The organism is Candidatus Hydrogenedentota bacterium, assembly GCA_013359265.1.
Classification (GTDB): Bacteria; Hydrogenedentota; Hydrogenedentia; order Hydrogenedentales; family SLHB01; genus JABWCD01.
In genome coordinates, this window is sequence record JABWCD010000020.1 from 36,330 (window position 1) to 54,093 (window position 17,764).

Sequence of the window (17,764 nt, forward strand, 5' to 3'; positions counted from 1 at the left end):
CTTGTGAGACAGATGTAGCAACGTTCCGCGTGGCGGGTTCTTTCGATTACGACGGAGTCGGTGAGAATCCGTTCAACGCCGCGTGACTTACGGCGTCATCTCCCCAATCCATTCCTTGATCAGTGGCAGCGAATCCTCGTCGACCAGGCGCCGGGGGAGTTCGGGCATCATGATCCCGGGTTCGGTGGATTCGAGCCGGAAGGTGAGTATCGACTCGTCGGGTTTGCCCGGAACAATATCGTAGAGGCGTCCGCCGGAACCGCGCCCAGCGGCGACAGGCACCTTCATGACGCCCCATTTGATGGGGTCGTGCTGGCTGATTCGCAGGTCGAGACCGGAGTTGCTGGCCGGGCCTTGCGGGTTGTGACAATGCGCGCAGTTGATATCGAGCCATGCCCGCGCGCGATCATCCACAGAGCCCGTCGTTGGATCGTTCCAAACCGCGACCTTTGGAGCGGACTCGTGCGCCGGCGCGCCCCTCAAGTAGCCCGCCTGGGTCCAGCGATCGAGTTGGTTTGCCTCGCCGTCGCGATACGCGAACGCTTTGTTCAGATTTCGGGCCTTGGGGCCGATGGGCACAAATGCCTTATTCAACACGTGGCAGCCTTTGCATTGGTTTACGTTGGGGACGATGTAATTGGACGACCGCTGCGAGCCGTCGTGATGAATCCACGAGACGTCCTTGGTTGTGCCCGCGACCTTGAGTGTTGCTTCGGTCTGTTCGTCGTTCCACAGGTAGACGAGTGCGTCCCAGGCTTTCTTCTTGCGAATGAGCAGACGGGTTTCGATGATGCGCTGGCCCTTCGCGGGATCGCGCATGTCGTGTAGAAACGCGAAGGTCTTTATGAGCGTCGCGCCGACGGGGAAATCGAATACGTCTTCGCCGTTGTACGCTGCGGACGAACCTTGCGGCATCCACACGTGCCGGTATTTTGCCGCATAGTCGGAGAAGAGCGGCGTATTCAGGTCGTAGGGAATGACGCCGTCGTTGGGATTGAGGTCGGCGAGATTGCCGACAAAGAAGCGGTACTCCGAAAGCAGCTTTGGCGCGTTGCCGCCCAGCTTTACGTTGACCGCGCTTGACGTGGTCTTGCGCGCCGCATGGACCTGGCCGATGACGGCGGCGAATACAATCGCGGCCAACGTAACCGCCGCAACTTTCACCGAACGCATACTACCTCCGGGCGAGCTTAATCGGCTTGAGCCGCGGCAGTTCGCCGGCGTGCGCAGCGATATCGCGCGTGACTTTCGCTTTGGCGGGGTCAACGAGGGTGTTCCCCAGATCGAAATTGATGAAGTCCGCGTCGCCATTATCGGCGATGTAGATGCGAAGTTCCTTGGGCAATTCGCCGTTCGCGAGCTTCTTTGCGTCGATGACGCCGTCCCACACGATGTCGGGAACAGGTTTGCCGACGAGTTCGCTGAGTGCGCCGCCGAGGTCGCCTTGCGGGTCATTGCCACAGGGGCCGAACGTGTTGTTGTGGATGAAGATGCCTTCCGGGTACGGGTCGTAGTTCGGGTCCTTGATCTCTTTGCCGGAGGCAAGATAGCTGACGATCAGACAGTTCGTCGTCTTGTTGCCGCTCAGCGTATTGTCGAACACTTCGACGTTGTTGTTCGCCATGATCATGAGACCGGTGCCGGTGGGCACGGTCGCGACGATGTTGCCCGCGGGCGCAAAGTTTTGCGTGTCGTTGTCGACGATCCGGTTGTTGAACACGCGCACGTCGCGTCCGCCCTGCATGGGAAGGTCCGGCATGTCGAAGACGAGGATGCCGCCGGTGTTGTGCGTGGCGACGCATTCGTAGACGTCTGCGCCGTGGCAGTTTTCGATTTCGATTCCGGCGACGTTAAACTCCGCGCGGGACTTTCTAACAACAACGTTCTTCGATTGGCCGACGTAGATTCCGGCGTCTGAGGCCCCGATCGCTACGCACTTCTCGATGAGCACGTTTTCGCTTTCAACAGGATAGAACCCGTACGAACCGTTGGTTTCCTTCGGGCCTCCGGTCCATTCCGTTCGGACGTTGCGGAAGGTGATGCCCTTGCAGCCCTTCGTCTTGATCGCATCGCCCTTGGAATCTTCCACGGCGAAATTCTCGAGCACGGCCCCGCTGCCCGTGACAATCAGGCCTTCGCTGCCGGCGTTCTGATTCTTGAAAGACAGGATTGTCTTGTCGGGACCCTTGCCGCGGAGCTTGACACGATCGACGTCGAGCGACAGCCCCATCGTAAGATCGAAGGTGCCGGCGCCCAATTCGACTGTCGAGCCGGGCTTCGCGGTGATGAGCGCTTCCTGTATCTCCTCTTGGGCGTTCGGGCCGGGTTGAATCGCCGCGTGGGCGTACACCGTAGTAAGGAGCGCGAGAATGACAGCAAGATATCGACGCATGGTACCTCCCTCGTGAAATGCATTTGCGCGCAGCGACCGCCTGTACTCCGGAGGGAGTATATATCGAGAAGGGGCGCTGGGAAAACCCGGAACTATCCTGGATTCTGGATTTTGGTTTCTGGTTCGGGGTCCAGCGCAGACAGGTGGGCCAGCGACTCGGCGTGGCTTGGCTCGAGCCGGAGGACCCGGCGGAATTGTTCGATGGCCTGGGGCTTGTGGCCCAACCCAAGCAAGACGCAGCCGAGTTGGAAGTAGGCGGGCGCGTAGTATGGGGCGATGGCGATGGCGTCCTTGATCCGCGCGATTGCCGCGACGTGTTTGCCGGACGTTTCGAGGCCGCGCGCTTCGGCAAGGAGGTTTTCCGCGACGCGCGTTGCGCGGGGGGCGTCGGAATCCGTGCCCCACTTGCGGTTGAAGGCGGCTTCGTTGGCGGCGATCAATTCGCCGAATCGAGCGTTGTCGAATCCCATTGCGGAAAACGTGCGACTACCATAGTGGAACACGAAGCAGTCTTCGGCAATGCACACGCGGTAGCCGGCCTTACGCACGCGCAGGCAGTAGTCGTCGTCCTCGAAGTTGCCCACGCCAAACGATTCGTCGAGCAGGCCGACGGATTGAAACGCCGCGTCGCGGATGAGCATGCAAAACCCGACGATGCGCTCGACGTCGAGCAAACGGCCGCGAAACTCGGTGGCGCGCGCGTCGGCGAAGGCGTTGATCTGATCGAGGGTCGTGAATTCGAGACCAGGCAGAAATTGCGGTCCGGATACGCAATTGCTCATTGGGCCGACGAGGCCGATGCGGGGAGAACTTTCCAGCGCGTGGGCCAGGCGTTCGAGCCATTGTGAAGGGACGATGGTGTCGCTGTTGAGCAACAAGACGTGGCCCACTGCGTGGGCGAGCCCGAGGTTTACGCCAGCGGGGAAGCCGCGATTCGTTTCGCTGTGGACGACGACAGCGTTCGGCACCGAATCGAAGTACTCGGAAACGCCGTCGGTCGATCCGTTGTCCACGAGGATGAGCTTGTGAGGATAGTTTGTGTGCGCCTGGATGGACTCGATGCACTGGCGGCAGCAGTCGAGTTGGTTGTGTGCGGGGATGACGATGGAGACGGGCGCCGGCACGACGCTACTCGAGGCGGTCGCCGACGGGCGGACGCCAGGCCAGGCCGGGCCATATCCAGGGCAACGGCTTCTTGGTCGTGTATCCCATCATTACCGCAAACGTGCCTTTTCCCGTCGCGACTCGCACAAACGGCCGCACGGCGGTAATCGTGCCGGGCGGTTTGCCGGTATCGTGCTCGTAAGCCTTCGCGCGGGAGATGAAAACGGTCGTGCCCCGGTAGCGAAACCGCGCCATCGTGAACGGAAAACACGCGCGCCACTTGCGGTCGAGTTCCTCCGCGGGGCGTGTCCAGTCCATATATAGCTCGTTGTCCGCCAGTTTCTTATCGTAGGAAGCGGCTTCCGGCGATTGAATAGTTCCCTTGAGTCCGTCACGTTCGATTTGCGCGAGGACTTCGCTGATCTTTTCCGCGGCAAGTTTCGAGGTCCGGCGAACGAGCGAGCCGGCGGTGTCGCTGTGCGTAACGGGAATTCGGTGCTGCGCGAGGATCGGACCGGTGTCGATGCCTTCGTCGATCACGTGAAAGGTCATACCAGTCTCGTCATCGCCCGCTAGAATGACGGCTTGAAAGGGGTTCGGCCCCCGGTGTTTCGGCAAGAGCGAGGAATGGCAATTCACGCAGCCGATGCGCGGCAAGGAAATGATAGGTTTCTTCAGAATGATTGAGAAGCCGCCGACTAGAATCAGGTCGGGATTCGTTGCGGCAAGCGGCGCGAGTTCGTCTTCGGTCATCTTGTCGATGTAGACGATTGGCACCCCGCGTTTGCGCGCAATGGCGCTGACGGCCGCATTCGGCGTGAAAATGGACGCGAGCAGTGGGTTGAGCCAGCGCTTGTAGCCCTTGATCGTGCGGCCGTTGTCGATCACGGCGACGATCTCGTGTCCCGCATCGAGAATTGCGCGGGCGAGTAGCGTGGCCATGAGGCCGCTGCCGGTCATCGCAATACGCATGCGTCAGGCTTCCATCACGCAGCGGTACCACGCGAAGAACATGACCAGCGCCCAGAACTGGCGGCGTCTATACACGTTGTGCGTTGCCTCGCGCAGAATCGCATCGATCGCGTGCCAGCGGAAAAGGCCGGTGGCGTCAACGCGATCGGGCGTGATGCAGTGCGCGGCGACACCTTCGATTACGCGCAGTGCGCGGCCGCTCTGCGGGATGTGGAAGTCGCGGCGCGCGCGAAGCCGGACCGAGGCGGGCAAGGCGCCGCGCGTTGCGAGTCGGAGCAGCGGCTTGCTGCGCACGCCATACTTGGCCTTGGCGGGCAGGCGGACCGCGAAGTCCAGCAGATCGTCGTCGAGGTAGGGATGGTGCAAATTCAGGCCGTGCGCTGCCGCGATGCGATCGCATTTTGTCAGCAGGAAGTTCGGAATGCCGACGTGCAAGTCGAGCGAAAGCACATTGCGGGTAAGGTCGCCTTCGGTGAAATGCTCCTGCACCGCGGGGATGCCGCCTCCCATATCGTAGATTGCGGATTTCATCGCGTCGGTGTAAAGGTCCTCGCGCTCGCCGCGATCGAATACGGAGACGAGCGAGAGGTAGGTTTCCTGCATGTCGTGCATGGACACGAGATACCGGCTGCCGCGGCGGATGAACGCGTTCGGCGGAAGCGCCGGCATAAGGTCCGTGAGCAGTCCGGCAGGCACGAGCCGTTTCGCGCCGCGCGCTTTCTGCAAGAAATTGTAACGCGGATATCCGCCGAGCAGTTCGTCCGCGCCGTGGCCCGACACGAACGACGCCTTGTTCTCGCTTGCCGCTTCGGCGATCAGCCACAACGGAAGTATCGACGGATCGGCGAGCGGTTCGTCGAGCGCGCGCACCGCTTTGTGTACGGTGTCCTCGGTCAATCGGCGCGCGTGGATTTGGTGCAGCGGGAGGCCCATCAACCGCGCGGAATCCTTGGCGAGCCGCGATTCGTCCTGCCACGCCCGATCGAGGGCGACGAAAATGGGCCTCGCTTCCGGTCGCAGGGCAGCCAACGCCGCGGAATCGATCCCCGACGACCACAGCACCTTGTCGGGCGCTTCGCGCTCGAGTGCGTCTGTCAGCAGCGCGCGAAGGCGCCGCGCCGCGGCGTCGCGCGGTTCCTCGTGCGGTTGCAGATTGAACGGCGCCGCGGGTATTTCGTTGAGGCGGCCGTCGTGGTACTCGATGACCTCGCCGGGTTGTACACGGAACACGCCCGCAATAATCGATTCCGGGCCGGGCACGCAGCGCAACGTGAGGTAGCGGTCGACGGCGAGCAGATTGAGCCGCTTGGGGACAAGGCCCGACGCGAGCAGCGCTTTCAATTCGGATGCAAACGCAAGAAATCCCGCACCGTGGAAGTAATAGAGGGGCCGCCTGCCCAGCCGATCGCGCGACAACCACCACCGTGCGCCGCGGTCCAATCCGATTGCGCACGCGTATGCGCCTCTGAACGGCAACGGCGCAGGCCGGTGCGATTCCGCGCAGTACCGTTGCACCATTGCCGGCGTCAGCTTCGCGACGGTTTGCAGACGGGGCGCACCATCCAATAGACATACGTCCGTGTCAATCGGATGCGACGCCGCAACGGCGAAAGACTCCCCGATGGAGCGGTGCGTGGCGTTTGCGCGGGAGCGCAACGCGGCGGCCATCGCGTCGAGCGCGGCCGAATCGCGGCGTCCGAGTATCCCGCAAATCGCATCCATGATCAGAAGGCCTTTTTCGAATCGAGCAGCAAGGTCACCGGGCCGTCATTCACGAGATAGACATCCATGTGGGCGCCGAACTCGCCGGTCTGCACTTCGATTCCGAGTTCGCGCACTTGCGCGACAAACCGTTCGTAGAGCGGAACCGCCAGTTCCGGGCGCGCCGCTTCGGTGAACGACGGGCGCTTTCCCTTGCGGCAGTCGCCGAACAGGGTAAATTGCGAAACCGCAAGCACGCTCCCACCAACGTCGCGCAGTCCGAGATTGAACTTACTGTCGTCATCGGAGAAACAACGTAGTCCGGCAATCTTGTCCGCCAGGTAGTCGGCGTCCTGCTCGGAATCCGATTCGCCTATGCCCAACAGCACGAGCAGCCCCTTCCCGATCTTTCCCACCACGCGTCCACCCACCGTGACGGACGATTCATGCACCCGTTGGACGACCGCGCGCACGGCGTGTCAGAAATCCAGCCGATCGCAGTTGCAGTGGCCGGCGCGAGCGCCCTTCAGTTTCGCAAGATATTCGGCGTCGTCCAGCGCGCGCAGCGAACTCTCCGCGCCAAGTTCTTCGACGAACGCGCGCGTTGCCCCGAACCCAACGTGCGGAGGTAACAGCGGCGATTCGATTTTCCATTCGTCGTTCATTCGAACCAGCACGTATTCGACGGGATCCCCGATACCGAAACGCGCCGAGGCTTCCGGCGTCAATGCGTCGAGGGGGTAGAACGTGTCTCCATCCATCACGCCCTCGACGTCGTAGCGAACCCGGGCGGTGACCTTCTCTCCGGCGGCGACGGGCCTTCCGATTGCGAGCCCGGGAGATACAACGAAGGAGTCCCACCCCGGCTCGTCAGTCCACGAGACGAGTTCGGCCATCGAATGGTATCTCGTCCCATCAAGGCGGGCGCCGCTGCGATCGAGTTGCACATACCGCTGCAGCACGTTGAGCGCGTCGCGCTCGTCCTGCGTAAGACGGACGGTCGCACAGGACGAGAAGAGCGCGCAAATGGCCATCAGCAGGGCGAATCGATTGTTCTTCATTTCGGTCCCGGTTCATGTTGTGGAGTCGAAATCGAGCATAACAGCGATTCAAGCGGGGAGTAAAGAATTGTGCGGGGATTGGCGAAGCGATTCGCGCGCGACGTATACTGGCTTGGTAGCAGGGTGGAGTAACACGCGCTCATGGTTGTCGGTGTGCCGAAGGAGATCAAGCCCGGGGAGAACCGCGTCGCCATGCTTCCCTCCGGCGTCGCGGCGTTCGCCGCGCATGGTCACGAAGTCCTCGTCGAAAGGTCGGCGGGCGCGGGAAGCGGCATTACCGACGCGCAGTACCGTGCCGCGGGGGCACGCGTCGTCACGGGCGCGAAGGGCGTGTGGGACCGCGCGGACCTGATCGTCAAGGTGAAGGAACCGATCGGCCCGGAAATGAAGCGCCTGCGCGCCGGACAGATTATCTATACCTACCTCCATTTGGCGTCGGACGAGGCGTTGACGCGCCACCTGATGAAGAAGAAAGTCACGGCGATCGGCTACGAAACGATCCAACGCGACGATGGCGCACTCCCGCTGCTGACGCCGATGAGCGAAGTCGCCGGCCGGCTTGCGGTGCAGAAGGCCGCGCGATGTCTGGAAGCGGCGAGCGGCGGGCGGGGAATCCTGCTGAGCGGCGTGTCCGGCGTGAAGCCTGCACATGTTGTGATTCTTGGCGCGGGCACGGCAGGCCAGAACGCGTGCCACATTGCCGTGGGGATGGGCGCGCACGTCACGATCCTCGATATCGATCCCGCGCGGTTGCGGTACGTTCACGACATTATGGGCGGGCACGTCACGACGCTCATGTCGAACCGCGCGACCGTTGGCGAGGAAGTGTTGCAGGCGGACGTGGTGATCGGAACGGTGCTGATTCCGGGCGCGCGCGCCCCGGTTCTGGTCACCAAACAGATGGTGAAGCAGATGCGGCCGGGTGCGGCGGTTGTCGACGTTGCGATCGACCAGGGCGGCTGCATCGAGACATCGAGACCGACCACGCACGCGGACCCCACGTACACGGTTCACGACGTCGTACACTACTGCGTGACGAACATGCCCGGCGCCGTGCCGCGTACGTCCACGTATGCGCTCACGAACGCAACGCTTGGTTACGGGTTGGCGCTGGCGGACAAGGGCCTCGACCGCGCGCTGGCGGAGGACAAGGCCTTACGCCGCGGGCTCAACGTGCATGAAGGGCGTGTTACGCATCGCGGTGTGGCGGAGGCGTTCGGCATGGACTGCGCGGAGGTATAGCGATGGGCATGGCCGAGATGCGGCGCGATATCGAATACCTCGCGGGGAATCTTGCGCACCGCGGCGCAAGCACGGAAAGCGAGCGTACGGCGGCGGAGTACATTCGCGAACGGTTCTCGGTGCATACGCCGAATACGGAGCTTGACGACTTCTTCGCGATCGAGAGTCCGTGGCTGCTGTTTTCGTCGTATTACGGTGAATTCCTCATTGTCGCGCTGCTTGCTTTTTGGCAACCGTGGTTTGCGTTTGGGTACGGTGCGGTCGTGTCCACGCTATATCTGCTCGAGTTTTCGGGGTACCGCGTGTTGGCGTTGATTCTTCCGCAGTATGAAACGCAAAACGTCGTGGCGCGCATTCTCGGCGACCGCCCGAAGAAGCTGTTCGTCATCACGGCGCATTACGACACGCCGAAATTCAGCGCGGTGACGTCGCCGCAGTTTCAGCCGTGGCTGCGCGCCATGCACCTTGTTGTGTTGGCCTGCATGCTCGCGGTACTGGCAACGTGCGCGGCCGAGGCGCTTGGCGTCACCGGCAGCGAAGGGCATCGCTACGACCTCGTCATTCGCTGGTGCGCGGTGACGACGCTGCTGTGCGCGGCGGTTGCTTTGTTTACGTGCGAGTATTCCGGCGAGTTTACGCGCGGCGCGAGCGACAATGCGTCGGGTGTAGCCGTGCTGCTCGACCTGGCGCAGCGCCTCACGCAGAACCGGATCGACGAGGCAGACATCTGGCTCGTCGCTACCGGCAGCAAGGAAACGTGGCTGAGCGGTATGCGTCATTTTATGGCGACGCACCAAATCGACAAAGCGAACACCTACTTCCTTAACGTCGACCACGTCGGATCGGGCGAACTGCACTACGTTACCGGCGAAGGGTTGCTGCAACAATTCTCCGGCGACCGAGACATGCTGCACGCAGCCGTCAAAGAAGCGCCGCAGCACAATGCGACGCCGTTGGTATGGCGCGGGCTGCCTTCCGATGCGTTCCTGCCGATGTCGCGCGGGTACAAGGCAATGAGCATTACCGCCACCGCCGGCGACCACACCTACGAAGACGACAGCGACCGGGCCGGGTCCATCGACTACGCGACGGTGACGGCCGCCGCAAGCTACGCCGAAGCAATCCTGCGGCGCCTCTGATAGGTTGCTGCGCCTGCTCCCGCGCCGGGCGGAAGTTTGGCGCTTACCCCGCCTCGCCGGGTCCAGATGCATCAGCCAGACACGCAGGATAGCTTTATTCATATTTCTCATACTTCGACCCCGCTGGGGAGGGTCGGACAGCCCAATTTAACCTTGTCCTAACATTGAATTGTTAGCGTGCCATGCGGACGGGGCCGGATTATACTAAGGAAAGACTTATGGCACGCGAACATATTTTGGTGGTCGATGACGAAGAGGACATTCTAGAACTGGTGCGGTACAACCTGGAAAAATCGGGGTACCGCGTGACGTGCGCGGCGACCGGCGGCGACGCGGTGAAAGCGGCGCGCAGCGGCGTGCCCGACCTGGTGGTGCTCGACCTCATGTTGCCGGGGTTGGACGGACTGGAAGTGTGCACGTTGCTGAAGAACGATCCGAAGACCCGGGATGCCGCCATCGTTATGCTGACCGCGCGCGGCGAGGAGCCGGACATCGTCCGCGGACTGGAACTTGGCGCGGACGATTACGTAACGAAGCCCTTCAGCCCGCGTATTTTACTTGCGCGCGTTCAGGCGGTGTTGCGCAGGCGTGAGGCCGAAGCGAAAGAGAAGGATGCGGTACTCCACGTGCATGAACTTGTCATCCATCCCGGCCGCCATGAGGTCTCGGTCAACGGCAAGCCGCTCGACCTAACGTTCACGGAGTTTCGCCTGCTGCATTACCTGGCCCGCCGGCCCGGCTGGGTGTTCACGCGATCGCAAATCGTGGACGCCGTCCGCGGAGAAGGTTATGCAGTGACGGATCGTGCGGTAGACGTTCAGATCGTCGGGCTGCGCAAGAAGCTCGGCGCGTACGGACATTACGTCGAGACGGTCCGCGGCGTCGGATACCGGATGAAGGAGTAAGCGAGCGCGTGGCACGCAAGCGCCTCATATGGCAGTTGTTCCCGCTCTTCATACTGGTGAGTCTTGGCTCGCTCGCTACCGCCGGCCTGTACGCGACGCAGACGCTGAAGCAATCATACTTGAGCCGGTCGATTGCGGACTTGGAGGCGCGCGCGCGGCTGCTCGAAGCTGTCCTTTCGGATTCCATTCAGCGGGACGAGTTTGTCAAGCTCCAGGAGCGATGCACCGAACTTGGCAGGGTATCCTCGACCCGCATTACGGTAATTGCGCCGTCGGGCGAAGTCGTCGCCGACTCGGAGGCCGACCCAAAGACGCTGGAAAACCACGGCAGCCGGCCGGAAGTGCGCACGGCCTTGGCTGGCGGCGTTGGAACGTCGGACCGCGCGAGCAGCACAACGCACGCCCCGACAATCTACGTCGCGATTCCCGTGAAAGATGAGGAAGGAATTCGCGGGGTCATTCGCGTCGCCGTGCCGAAGTTCACGTACCTCGGCGTGCTTGTGTCAAATGCGTTTCCTCTCGGCGTGGGTACGTTGTTGGTATTGTCGTTGGTGGCGCTATTGAGTCTTGCCGCGTCACGCCGCATCACCGACCCAATCGATTCGCTGCGAAAGGGCGCGGAACGGTTTGCGCGCGGCGAACTCGTCGCGCGGTTGCGCGCCGCGGATTCCGCGGAGGTGACGCAGCTTGCGGAAGCCATGAACACGATGGCGGCGCAACTCGAGGAACGCATCCGCGCGGCCGAAGGGCAGCGCAACGAACTTGAAGCCGTGTTCGCAAGCATGGTCGAGGGCGTGTTGGCAGTCGATACGCACGAGCGCGTCATCAACATAAACGCCGCCGCGTGCGCCATGTTCGACATTTCGCGGGACAAGGCGCTGGGACGCGACTTGCGCGAGGTCATTCGCAACGCGGACCTCCACGAGTTCGTCGCCGTGACGCTGCGCAGCAGCGGGTCCCGCGAGGCGGACATTACGCTGCTTCACCCCGGCGAGCAACAGGTGCGCCTGCACGGATCGCCGCTGAAGGACGCCGTGCGGCGGAACATCGGGTGCGTCATTGTCCTGCACGATGTCACCGCGATCAACCGCCTGGAATCCGCGCGCCGCGATTTCGTCGCGAACGTCTCGCACGAACTCAAGACGCCGATTACGTCAATCAAGGGATTTGTCGAGACCCTGCTTGACGGTGCACTGGACGACCACGATTCCGCGCGGCGATTTCTTGCAACGATCGGCAAGCAAGCATCGCGGCTCGACGCGCTTATCGAGGACTTGCTGAAGCTGTCGCGCGTTGAACAGGAAGGCGAGCGTGGCGCCATCGAACTTCACGACGGACAAATACAGGACATACTCGAGTCCGCCGTGCAGAACTGCGGCGTCCGTGCGCTGGCGAAGGACGTGCGTATTCTCTTGAACGCGGAACCCAATCTGTTCGTCCGGCGCAATCCCGAATTGTTGCAGACCGCGATCGAGAACCTCCTCGACAACGCCGTCAAGTACAGCGAGGAGGGGACCGAGGTCGACGTTTCGGCAGTCCGCGACAACGGGACGGTTACCATCAGTGTGCGCGACCAAGGGTGCGGCATCGAGCGGCAACACCTGCCGCGAATCTTCGAACGGTTCTACAGGGTGGACAAGGCCCGCAGTCGGAAACTTGGCGGCACAGGACTCGGGCTCGCGATTGTCAAGCACATCGTTCGCGTCCACGGGGGTCAGACGTCGGTGGATAGCGCGCCCCAGAAAGGGAGTGTATTCTCGATTCATCTGCCCGAAATTCACCTCGAACAGCAGACCCGAAACGTTGTGTAACCATATATGGTTAAATGGCTTATTGTTGGTTAATTCACCCACCGCCCCTCGATTATCACCGAATCGGCTAACACAACCCTAATACTTCTCCGGTAGGGTCTACGTCCGGGAGAGCGCAGGACAAGAGGAGAAGTTCGCCAATGCCTCGGTTGAGATTAAGGGTAGGGGTCTGCCTACTCGCCGTTGCCTCCCTTGCCAATCTTGCTGGTTGCAGTCCCAAACAGGAAAGACCCGCCGGGGGCGCCGGTGCGGCTGGCTCGGCGAAGTCAGGGTCGATGTCGCTGAACATCAAGGGCAGCGACACCATGGTCCATCTCTTGACTGCGTGGGCGGATGCCTTCATGAAGACTCACCCGGAGGCGAAAATCTCGGTGACCGGCGGCGGCTCTGGCACCGGCATAGCGGCCCTGCTAAACGGCACGACCGATATCTGCGCGTCCTCACGCGATTTGAATGAGGATGAACGGCAGACCGCCGAATCGAAGGGGCTGGCATTACAGGACATGGCGGTCGCGCGGGATGCGTTGTCAATCGTAGTGAATCCGCAAAATCCCATCGCCGAACTAACGCTGGACCAGATTGCAGCCATTTATACGGGATCGGTCACAAATTGGTCGGAGGTGGGTGGGCCTGACGAAACCATCGTTGTCGCATCGCGCGAGTCAAGTTCCGGCACATACATGTTTTTTCAGGAGCACGTGCTGAAGACGAAGGATTACGCCGCCGGCGCGCTGTTGCTGCCGGCCACGTCGGCGATTGTGCAGACGGTGTCCGACGCCAAAGGGGCGATTGGCTACGTGGGGCTGGGGTACGCGCACGAAGCGGGCGCGAAGGTAAAGAGCCTTGGTGTGAAAGCGGCCGTGGATGCGCCCGCGGTAATGCCGAGCAACGAAAGCGTTTTGAGTGGTGCGTACTCCGTTTCGAGACCCCTGTTTCTCGTCGTCTCGAGAGAACCCGCCGGTGCCACGAAAGACTTCATCGATTTCTGTTTGTCCGATGAGGGCCAGGCGATTGTCGAGGACAACGGTTACGTGAGCGTGAAATAGATGTCGTTTCGTCACATCCAAGATCGCGGCGTGAAGCACGTGCTGCTTGCGGGGGCGTCCGTGAGCATCGTTGTTGTTGCGCTGATCTTTTTGTTCCTGTTCCGGGAGGCCGTTCCCTTCACAAGTGAACCCGGCCTGGGCCAGTTCATCGGCGAACGGTGGCGGCCTACGTCGATGCAGCAGGTCGGTTTCGGTTTGTTACCGCTGATTACCGGGTCGGCGATGGTGACGCTGCTTGCGACGCTGATCGCGATTCCGTTCGGCGTGCTTGGCGCGGTCTACATCGCCGAAATCGCCGGGCCCCGCGAGCGCGAAATTCTGAAACCGTTCATCGAGATGATCGCGGCGATACCGTCCGTGGTGTTGGGGTTCTTCGGTCTTGTCGTGTTGGCGCCGTTGGTGAAAACCCTGTTCGGGCTGCCGATTGGGCTCACCGGGATAACGGGCGCGTTGCTGCTTGCGTTCATGGCGGTGCCGACGATCATGTCGATCTCCGAGGATGCGATTCGCAGCGTGCCGCGATCCTACATCGACGCGTCGCTGGCGCTGGGCGCCAACCGCATTCAGACGATTTTCAAGGTCGTTGTCCCTGCGGCGATGTCCGGGATCATTGCGAGCATCATGCTGGGAATGGGGCGTGTCGTCGGCGAAACGATGGCGGTGATTATGGTGACCGGCAACGCGGTGCAGTTCACGTTTTCGCCGCTGGTCCCGATTCGTACGATGACCGCGACCATTGCCGCGGAGATGGGCGAGGTGACCAACGGGAGCGCGCACTACCAAGCGCTGTTTTGGGTGGGAATCGTGCTGCTATTCGTTACGTTCGCGATCAACCTCGTGGCGCTGCGCGTGCTGAAGTCGTACGGGAGAGCATGAGCATGTCGACGTACACCGAGAAGACCGCGTTCTTCGCGTTGCGCGCGATTACCTATCTCGTTGTCGGTGTGGTCGGATACATCGTGTTGGATGTCCTGATAAAGGGCATCGGCGTGATCAACTGGTCGTTCCTCACGTCGAACCCGGACGGCGCGGGTGGCGGAATTTTTCCCGCTATCGTCGGTACGCTGTATCTCGTGCTCGGCACCATCGTCGTCGCGCTGCCGTTGGGAATGGCGAGCGCCATCTACCTCACCGAATACGCCAAACAAGGACGCTTCACGAGCGCCATACGACTGGCGATCGTTACGCTGGCGGGCGTTCCCTCCATCGTTTTTGGATTGTTTGGGCTTGGAATGTTTGTATTGTTCTTCGGGTTCGGAACGAGCATTCTCGCGGGCAGTTTCACGCTTGCCTGCATGATACTGCCCACAATCATCGTCTCCAGCGAGGAAGCGCTTCGCGCCGTGCCGCCGACGTTGCGCGACGCAAGCCTGGCCCTCGGCGCGACAAAGTGGGAGACCATCCGCAAGAGCGTGCTGCCCTACGCAATTCCGGGAATGATGACCGGCAGCATCCTCGGCATCGGGCGTGCGGCGGGGGAGACGGCGCCCATCCTGTTTACGGTCGCGGTGTTTTCGCGGCCGGACCTGCCGCGATCGGTCTTCGACGATGCAATGGCGTTGCCGTACCACCTCTACGTCTTGGCAACGCAATTCCCCGATGCGGACGCAGCGCGCCCCACGGCGTACGGGACGGCGCTGGTGCTGCTGCTTCTGGTCCTCGGCCTTAACACAGGCGCGATCGTTCTTCGAAGTCACTTCAGGAGACGCAACAAATGGTGATCAACATGCCAGCAGCATTTTCATTGGAAAAACACGCTACGCCGGTGGAATTTCGGCCCAAAGTCGAAACGAAACACCTCAATTTCTATTACGGCGCGACGCAGGCGTTATTCGACATCAACATCACGATTCCCGCGAATCACGTCACGGCGCTGATTGGCCCGTCCGGGTGCGGCAAGTCGACATTCCTTCGCACACTGAACCGGATGAACGACACAATTGACGGGACGCGAATCGAGGGTTCGATTACGATCGACAAGCAGGACATCTATCGAAACGGTACGGATGTTGTGAGCCTGCGCAAACGGGTTGGAATGGTATTTCAAAAGTCGAACCCGTTTCCGAAGCCCATTTTTGAAAACGTCGCGTACGGGCCGAGAATCCACGGAATTCGGGACTCCAATGTCCTCGAAGAGTTGGTCGAACAAAGCCTGAAACGCGCCGGGCTGTGGGACGAAGTGAAGGACCGGCTGCACCGGAACGCGCTGGACCTTTCCGGCGGGCAGCAGCAGCGCCTGTGCATCGCCCGCGCGTTGGCGGTCGATCCCGAGATTCTCTTGATGGACGAACCCGCTTCGGCGCTCGACCCGCGCGCCACCGTCCGCATCGAGGACCTGATCAGCGAGTTGCGATCCGACTACACCATCGTTATCGTAACGCACAACATGCAGCAGGCCGCGCGCGTGTCGGACTATACGGCGTTTTTCATGGAAGGCCACTTGGTCGAGTTCGACGACACCGAAAAGCTTTTCACGAAGCCGGCAAGGAAGCAAACGGAAGACTACGTTACCGGCCGCTTCGGATAGGTACCGGAAAGGCCGTGACCGTTGGCACTACACTTTCTGCGCGAAATTGATCGCCTCAAGAAGCAACTCCTCTCGTTAAGCGCGCTCGTCGAAGAAAGTGTCGCAAAGGCCGTGTCCGCGGTCCGCGACCGCGACCGGAATCTTGCCCGGCAGGTCATCGAAAACGACTTGCGCATCGACGCGCTCGATATCGACATCGAAGAGGAATGTCAGAAAATCCTCGCGCTGCATCAGCCCGTCGCGCACGACCTTCGGTTCATTATTGCCGTGATTAAGATCAACGGCACGCTCGAACATATTGGCGATTGCGCCGTAAACATTGCCGAGCGCGCGCTCTTTCTGTGCGACGAGGAACATCTCGATATTCCCTTCGACTTCACCGGAATGGCGGAGAAGGCGCGCGATATGCTGCGCCTCGCGCTGGACGCGCTTGTCAACCAGGACGATGGTCTCGCATATCAAGTCATCGCCGCCGATGACGAGGTGGACCTCATCAACCGCGAGATGTACGGACAGGTCAAGGACGGTATTCGTAAACATCCCGAACAACTGGAGTCGTTGATCCACCTGCTTAGCATATCGCGCCACGTCGAACGCATTGCCGATCTCGCGTCACACATCGCGGAAGAGGTCATTTATTACGTGAAGGGCGATATCGTCCGCCACAAGACCGAGCAGTTTCGTCCGCATGTCGAAGACGGCGCAGAATGACGCGATTCCGAGTCGCCATTGCGGCCCTACTTGTCCTTTCATATTCGATCCGCGCGGAAGTTGCGCCAACACCGCGTGACGTTTCCGCCGAACTCAGGACCATCGTCGTACAGAACGACGTGCCCGCGCTTTTTGTCGGCGTTGTGAACGAGAGTGGCCTCGTCGCACTGGGGGCAGCGGGCGTGCGGCGCAAAGGTTCACCGTACCCGGTCTCCGTCGACGACAAGATTCACTTGGGATCGTGCACGAAAGCCATGACCGCCACGCTCGTTGCAGCGCTGGTTGAAGAGGGCGTGATGACCTGGAACGACACGGTCAGTGGCGCATTTCCCGAATTGGTTAGGTCCATGCACTCAAAGTGGAAGTCCGTCGACGTCACGGAACTGTTGACGCATTCCAGCGGCGCGCCAACCGATCTGAACTTTGACGGACTGTGGGAGCGGCTCTGGAACTCGCGCGACGCGCCAAAGCAACAGCGCCTGGAACTGGTGCGCGGCGTTACGTCGCGCGCACCCGAAGCACCGCCGGGAACGAAATACATCTACTCGAATGCGGGTTTCGCCATTGCCGGCGCGATCGCGGAACACGCGGCCGGCGCACCATATGAAGACCTCATGCATGATCGTCTGTTCAAGCCGCTGGGAATGACGAGCGCCGGGTTTGGCGCTCCCGGAACACCGGACCGCGTCGACCAGCCGCGCGGCCACACCGAAGACGGCGACGCCGTCGAGCCGGGCCATGACGCGGACAATCCCGCTGCGATAGCGCCTGCCGGCACCGTGCATTGCTCGATGGCCGATTGGGCGAAGTTTGTAAAGCTGCATCTCGACGCGGCAATGGGACATCCTCGATTGTTGAAGGCTGAGACTTTCGCTACATTGCACAGCGCGGTGAACAATTTCCAGCCGCAGTATGCAATGGGGTGGGCGGTGGTCAATCGTGACTGGGCGGGCGGCGAGGTCTTGACGCACAACGGTTCCAACACCATGTGGTTCTGTGTCGTGTGGGTTGCGCCGCGCATGGGATTCGCGGTCATGGTTGCGTGCAATCAGGGTGGCAAGAAAGTTCAGAAGGTCGTCGATGACGCAGCCGGGACCTTGATTCGGGAACTTTCTGGCCGGGCGAAGTAGCCGGACTACCGCCGCAACGTTCA

Annotated in this window: 17 protein-coding genes; 10 read left to right on the top strand and 7 right to left on the bottom strand. The window is 61.3% G+C overall.

Annotation, left to right across the window (positions count from 1 at the left end):
* Positions 1 to 87: 87 nt before the first annotated feature.
* The 7 genes from HUU46_17050 to HUU46_17080 all read right to left on the bottom strand — a co-directional run bounded on the left by HUU46_17050 (position 88) and on the right by HUU46_17080 (position 7,230).
* The gene (locus tag HUU46_17050) at positions 88 to 1,173 is read right to left on the bottom strand and encodes a hypothetical protein (GenBank protein NUM55357.1); all 1,086 of its coding nucleotides are present in this window, start codon (positions 1,171 to 1,173) and stop codon (positions 88 to 90) included.
* Between the two features lies 1 nt (position 1,174).
* On the bottom strand, positions 1,175 to 2,392 hold the full coding sequence (locus HUU46_17055) for a right-handed parallel beta-helix repeat-containing protein (protein NUM55358.1): 1,218 nt from the start codon (positions 2,390 to 2,392) through the stop codon (positions 1,175 to 1,177).
* Positions 2,393 to 2,484: 92 nt separating this feature from the next.
* Entirely contained in the window at positions 2,485 to 3,516 is a 1,032-nt protein-coding gene (locus HUU46_17060; GenBank protein ID NUM55359.1) for a glycosyltransferase, read from the bottom strand.
* 4 nt (positions 3,517 to 3,520) lie between these two features.
* Positions 3,521 to 4,468, bottom strand: a complete 948-nt coding sequence (locus HUU46_17065) for a methionyl-tRNA formyltransferase (protein NUM55360.1) — start codon at positions 4,466 to 4,468, stop codon at positions 3,521 to 3,523.
* 3 nt (positions 4,469 to 4,471) lie between these two features.
* Positions 4,472 to 6,190, bottom strand: coding sequence for a hypothetical protein (locus HUU46_17070; GenBank protein ID NUM55361.1), 1,719 nt, complete (start codon positions 6,188 to 6,190; stop codon positions 4,472 to 4,474).
* A gap of 2 nt (positions 6,191 to 6,192) precedes the next feature.
* Positions 6,193 to 6,642 carry a D-tyrosyl-tRNA(Tyr) deacylase gene (locus HUU46_17075; protein ID NUM55362.1) on the bottom strand — a complete coding sequence of 150 codons (450 nt, stop codon included), beginning with the start codon at positions 6,640 to 6,642 and terminating at the stop codon, positions 6,193 to 6,195.
* Between the two features lie 6 nt (positions 6,643 to 6,648).
* On the bottom strand, positions 6,649 to 7,230 hold the full coding sequence (locus tag HUU46_17080; protein ID NUM55363.1) for a hypothetical protein: 582 nt from the start codon (positions 7,228 to 7,230) through the stop codon (positions 6,649 to 6,651).
* A 141-nt stretch (positions 7,231 to 7,371) separates the two neighbouring features.
* Between HUU46_17080 and ald the strand changes: the two genes are divergently transcribed.
* The 10 genes from ald (at position 7,372) to HUU46_17130 (ending at position 17,741) form a co-directional block, all read left to right on the top strand.
* Complete coding sequence (ald, locus tag HUU46_17085; protein NUM55364.1) at positions 7,372 to 8,472, top strand: alanine dehydrogenase; 1,101 nt, start codon at positions 7,372 to 7,374, stop codon at positions 8,470 to 8,472.
* Between the two features lie 2 nt (positions 8,473 to 8,474).
* Positions 8,475 to 9,611 carry a M28 family peptidase gene (locus tag HUU46_17090; protein NUM55365.1) on the top strand — a complete coding sequence of 379 codons (1,137 nt, stop codon included), beginning with the start codon at positions 8,475 to 8,477 and terminating at the stop codon, positions 9,609 to 9,611.
* A 218-nt stretch (positions 9,612 to 9,829) separates the two neighbouring features.
* Positions 9,830 to 10,516: a response regulator gene (locus HUU46_17095; GenBank protein ID NUM55366.1), complete on the top strand. Its 687-nt coding sequence runs from the start codon at positions 9,830 to 9,832 to the stop codon at positions 10,514 to 10,516.
* Positions 10,517 to 10,524: 8 nt separating this feature from the next.
* On the top strand, positions 10,525 to 12,327 hold the full coding sequence (locus tag HUU46_17100; GenBank protein ID NUM55367.1) for a PAS domain-containing protein: 1,803 nt from the start codon (positions 10,525 to 10,527) through the stop codon (positions 12,325 to 12,327).
* A 140-nt stretch (positions 12,328 to 12,467) separates the two neighbouring features.
* Positions 12,468 to 13,373 (top strand): phosphate ABC transporter substrate-binding protein, encoded by a 906-nt coding sequence (locus HUU46_17105; protein NUM55368.1) that lies wholly within the window; start codon positions 12,468 to 12,470, stop codon positions 13,371 to 13,373.
* On the top strand, positions 13,374 to 14,249 hold the full coding sequence (gene pstC / locus HUU46_17110; protein ID NUM55369.1) for a phosphate ABC transporter permease subunit PstC: 876 nt from the start codon (positions 13,374 to 13,376) through the stop codon (positions 14,247 to 14,249). It abuts the gene before it with no gap.
* A gap of 2 nt (positions 14,250 to 14,251) precedes the next feature.
* Complete coding sequence (pstA, locus tag HUU46_17115) at positions 14,252 to 15,094, top strand: phosphate ABC transporter permease PstA (protein ID NUM55370.1); 843 nt, start codon at positions 14,252 to 14,254, stop codon at positions 15,092 to 15,094.
* Entirely contained in the window at positions 15,088 to 15,900 is an 813-nt protein-coding gene (locus tag HUU46_17120) for a phosphate ABC transporter ATP-binding protein (protein ID NUM55371.1), read from the top strand. Before pstA ends, HUU46_17120 begins: the two co-directional genes overlap by 7 nt.
* Positions 15,901 to 15,921: 21 nt before the next feature.
* Positions 15,922 to 16,611: a phosphate signaling complex protein PhoU gene (phoU, locus tag HUU46_17125; protein ID NUM55372.1), complete on the top strand. Its 690-nt coding sequence runs from the start codon at positions 15,922 to 15,924 to the stop codon at positions 16,609 to 16,611.
* On the top strand, positions 16,608 to 17,741 hold the full coding sequence (locus HUU46_17130) for a beta-lactamase family protein (protein NUM55373.1): 1,134 nt from the start codon (positions 16,608 to 16,610) through the stop codon (positions 17,739 to 17,741). The genes phoU and HUU46_17130 overlap by 4 nt, the downstream gene beginning before the upstream one ends.
* Positions 17,742 to 17,764: the final 23 nt, after the last annotated feature.

Excerpts from the sequence above, each read along its gene's own strand:
- HUU46_17050 (NUM55357.1), bottom strand. The coding sequence starts at position 1,173 with ATGCGTTCGGTGAAAGTTGCGGCGGTTACGTTGGCCGCGATTGTATTC.
- HUU46_17055 (NUM55358.1), bottom strand. The coding sequence starts at position 2,392 with ATGCGTCGATATCTTGCTGTCATTCTCGCGCTCCTTACTACGGTGTAC.
- HUU46_17065 (NUM55360.1), bottom strand. The coding sequence starts at position 4,468 with ATGCGTATTGCGATGACCGGCAGCGGCCTCATGGCCACGCTACTCGCC.
- HUU46_17070 (NUM55361.1), bottom strand. The coding sequence starts at position 6,190 with ATGGATGCGATTTGCGGGATACTCGGACGCCGCGATTCGGCCGCGCTC.
- HUU46_17080 (NUM55363.1), bottom strand. The coding sequence starts at position 7,230 with ATGAAGAACAATCGATTCGCCCTGCTGATGGCCATTTGCGCGCTCTTC.
- ald (NUM55364.1), top strand. The coding sequence starts at position 7,372 with ATGGTTGTCGGTGTGCCGAAGGAGATCAAGCCCGGGGAGAACCGCGTC.
- HUU46_17090 (NUM55365.1), top strand. The coding sequence starts at position 8,475 with ATGGGCATGGCCGAGATGCGGCGCGATATCGAATACCTCGCGGGGAAT.
- HUU46_17095 (NUM55366.1), top strand. The coding sequence starts at position 9,830 with ATGGCACGCGAACATATTTTGGTGGTCGATGACGAAGAGGACATTCTA.
- HUU46_17105 (NUM55368.1), top strand. The coding sequence starts at position 12,468 with ATGCCTCGGTTGAGATTAAGGGTAGGGGTCTGCCTACTCGCCGTTGCC.
- pstC (NUM55369.1), top strand. The coding sequence starts at position 13,374 with ATGTCGTTTCGTCACATCCAAGATCGCGGCGTGAAGCACGTGCTGCTT.
- pstA (NUM55370.1), top strand. The coding sequence starts at position 14,252 with ATGTCGACGTACACCGAGAAGACCGCGTTCTTCGCGTTGCGCGCGATT.
- HUU46_17120 (NUM55371.1), top strand. The coding sequence starts at position 15,088 with ATGGTGATCAACATGCCAGCAGCATTTTCATTGGAAAAACACGCTACG.
- HUU46_17130 (NUM55373.1), top strand. The coding sequence starts at position 16,608 with ATGACGCGATTCCGAGTCGCCATTGCGGCCCTACTTGTCCTTTCATAT.